We start from the raw sequence: 3,228 nt of genomic DNA on the forward strand, positions 1-3,228 counted from the left end.
TCAAAATATTCCAAATTATTATTAAAATAAGAAACACTGATTTCATTCACCCGTAAAGAGATTACATTTACCCTTAAAATCAAGCCGTTAACTATTATTAAAATTTTTCATTGGTATATCCAATATATTGCACGTAGTTTAGTGTATTACAGGATCAAAACCAGTTAAATTTTAACACCAAAGCTTAATCCTATTGAGAATTGATTGTCTATCTGATCAATTCACTTTAGGTTTAACTGCTGCCGCCCTACCCTATCAATTGAAAGCAATATTTTTAGAAATAAATGTGCAGTATTTAATCTGCAGCATAAAAATAATTTAGATCTTTAACCCTTTAATCCTTTCTAATTATGTTACACTTCTCCAAAATCACAGCTAAAAGCAAGGACTTTCATCTAATCGCATCAGGCGCACTGGCTTTCAAGATTCACAACAAGATCCTGAAGGACGAAGATTTCATGAAGGGTGCAAAAGTTTCTCGTAACCTGCTGCAAAGCAATGCGGTTATCAAATCAGACAAAAGTGAGGCAAAGGTGTTCTTTGTGATCATCTCTGATCTTGATAAAATGAATGCTTCTAATCTGTGTAGTATGATAGCGAAGGAACGCGCAAAGGGAAGTTACGCCGTGTGCCAGGTGATTCCAATGTACTATAACGAGCCATCTTTCAAGGCGCTTAAGATGCTGCGTCAGAATTTTGATGAAGTGATTGAACTGAACAAACTGACGCTGGGTGGCGGTAAGGCGCTGATGAGCACGGAGCAGCAACACTGTATTATCACTGATTACTCTATCTCCATGGCACGCATCATGCGCAATGTATGCGTGGGTGTGCATGCCCCTGCTCCTGCCAAAGAAAAAGAAGAAAAGAAAGGCCAGGTCGTATACGCATAGCCTTTTACTCTGACATAGAAAGGCATTAGGCTCCTTCGCGCAGGCGGGGGAGCTTTTTGTATTTTATACCTTGATCTCCAAACATTTGCTATCAACAGACCATAATTTTAAGGGCGGGCTCTGGCATAAACCATGTCGTAGGTGTATCTTTAGAATCCTTTAAAAAGCCTTCCGCTATGTCGCCAAATTTTAAGATACTCTCTTCTTCAGCTGGTTCCGGCAAAACCTATACCCTGACCAAAGAATACCTGAAGCTGGCGCTGCATACTGCTGATCCGGACTACTACCGGTCTATCCTGGCGATCACCTTTACAAACGATGCGGCTGCCGAAATGAAGGAGCGTATTTTGGGGGCCTTGCGCAATTTCAACAACCCTAGCCTGAGTGGAGGCGAACTACAGAAGAGCGAGGACCTGCTTGATAAGATAACGGATGAGTTGCAGAAGCGCTTTCCAGACGAGCACTTTGATAAAGAGCAACTACGGCAGCGCGCTGGGCTCTTGTTTACCCAGATCCTCTACAATTACAGCGATTTCTCTGTCAGCACCATCGACAGTTTCGTCAATAAGATCGTGCAGGCTTTTACAAAAGAGCTTAACATACCCTATAACTTTGAAGTAGACCTGGACTCCCAGACGCTGGTGAGCACAGCCGTGCAACTGCTGCTGGATAAGGTGAGTAACCGGAAAGATGACCTGCTCTCTGAAACACTTGAGCAGTACGCCCTGGAGAAAGCCCGCGAAGGCCGCAGCTGGAACACTTTGCCCGATGACCTGGCTGATTTTGCAAAGAACCTGCTCAATGAACAGGTATACGAAGCTGTGACAGACCTGCAGGGACTCACGCTGGAAGATTTCAGGGAGATCAGGAAACAGCTCAAAGAACTGCAGGAAGGTATACTGGCGGCTTTGCAGGAAGATGCGGTCAAAGCGCTGCAGGCAATTGAGCAGGCAGGCTCTCCCCTGCTGATTTCTACCAGGCAATCGCGGCCTGTATGGTTATTTCAGTAAGTTTACCCGTGAAGCCGATCTGACGTATGGCAACAACTACGCCCGCCAGACAGTGGAGGAAGACAAGTGGTATGCCGGCAAGGCTTCAACGGCTACAAAGAATCAGATTGACGGTTTACGGCAGCTGCTGACGGACCTCTATTATAGTATCGAGTCGATCAAAGAGCAGTATGCGGGTACCTTTACCCTGATCTCGGCTGTGGTGCCGCACCTTTATAAAGTGTCGGTGCTGAACGAGCTGGAGAAGTGCCTGCAGGAGATCAAGCTTGACCGTAACACGGTGCACATTTCAGAGTTCAACAAGCGCATCATCGACATTGTGCTGCAGGAGCCGGTGCCATTTATCTATGAGCGCCTTGGCGAGAAATATAACCACATTCTAATCGACGAGTTTCAGGACACTTCGGTGCTGCAATGGAACAACCTGCTACCGCTCGTTGATAACGCCCTGGCTTCCGGACACTTCAGCATGGTGGTGGGTGATGCCAAGCAGGCGATTTACCGCTGGCGCGGTGGTGAGATGGAGCAGATCCTGCACCTTTACAAAAACAACACACACCTGCTCTACGAAAACCGTCGACATGGCCACATGATCCGGGAGCGCTACGAATCGGTGCGCGAGAACCTGGCACCTGATGTGCTGCAGCAGAACTTTAGAAGCCGCCGCGAGATCATCGAGTTCAACAACAAGCTCTTCACTTTTTTCAGCGAGCAACATAAAGTATACGGTACCTTCACCTCCATCTACGACGATAAGTTTGTGCAGGAGGCCCCAGAATCAGGCAAGACTGGTGGCAGGGTGCAGATCATGTTCACCTACCCCGACGACCTGAACTACAAATACGACCTGAATAGCTGTATCCGGACGGAAGAGCTATACGATGACTATACCCATGAGCAGGAACTGAGCTATGATGCCAGCACCCTTAACATGGTGATCGAACTCGTGCGTCAGGGTCTGACGGATGGCTATACCTTGAAGGACATGGCTATCCTCTGCCGCACAAATGCCAAGAGCAAGTTAATTGCCAATTTCCTGAAGGAGAAGCAGTACGATATCATCTCACAGGATTCTCTTTCACTGCAGTTTGCAGAAGTGATCAATGTGATCATTGCCATGTTCCGCGTCTTTAACCGTCCGAACGATACGCTAGCCAAATCAGAGGCGCTATACCTGATCCATACCGTCACCAGCGGCAATGTACCTACCACAGAACTGGCCCAAAAGATAGCCCAGATCGCTAACCAGCCGGATCCGCAGCTGTTTTTTGATTACCTGCGTGAATTGAAATTTGATGTGAAAGAGCGTGAGACGGTAACCTCTC

General features: G+C 46.9%; 3 protein-coding genes. All 3 read left to right on the top strand.

Annotated features, from left to right (window positions below):
* Positions 1-350 precede the first annotated feature (350 nt).
* Positions 351-893: a hypothetical protein gene (locus tag O71_RS20870; RefSeq protein ID WP_007661205.1), complete on the top strand. Its 543-nt coding sequence runs from the start codon at positions 351-353 to the stop codon at positions 891-893.
* Positions 894-1,069: 176 nt separating this feature from the next.
* Positions 1,070-1,903 (top strand): UvrD-helicase domain-containing protein, encoded by an 834-nt coding sequence (locus O71_RS20875; protein ID WP_040575073.1) that lies wholly within the window; start codon positions 1,070-1,072, stop codon positions 1,901-1,903.
* A 52-nt stretch (positions 1,904-1,955) separates the two neighbouring features.
* Positions 1,956-3,228, top strand: a 1,273-nt coding sequence (locus O71_RS20880; RefSeq protein WP_040575074.1) for a UvrD-helicase domain-containing protein, incomplete at its 3' end; no start/stop codon positions are given.

This window comes from Pontibacter sp. BAB1700 (genome assembly GCF_000277005.1).
In the GTDB taxonomy this organism is placed as follows: Bacteria; Bacteroidota; Bacteroidia; order Cytophagales; family Hymenobacteraceae; genus Pontibacter; species Pontibacter lucknowensis.

Coding starts and splice junctions, on each gene's coding strand:
- O71_RS20870 (WP_007661205.1), top strand. CDS start 351: ATGTTACACTTCTCCAAAATCACAGCTAAAAGCAAGGACTTTCATCTA.
- O71_RS20875 (WP_040575073.1), top strand. CDS start 1,070: ATGTCGCCAAATTTTAAGATACTCTCTTCTTCAGCTGGTTCCGGCAAA.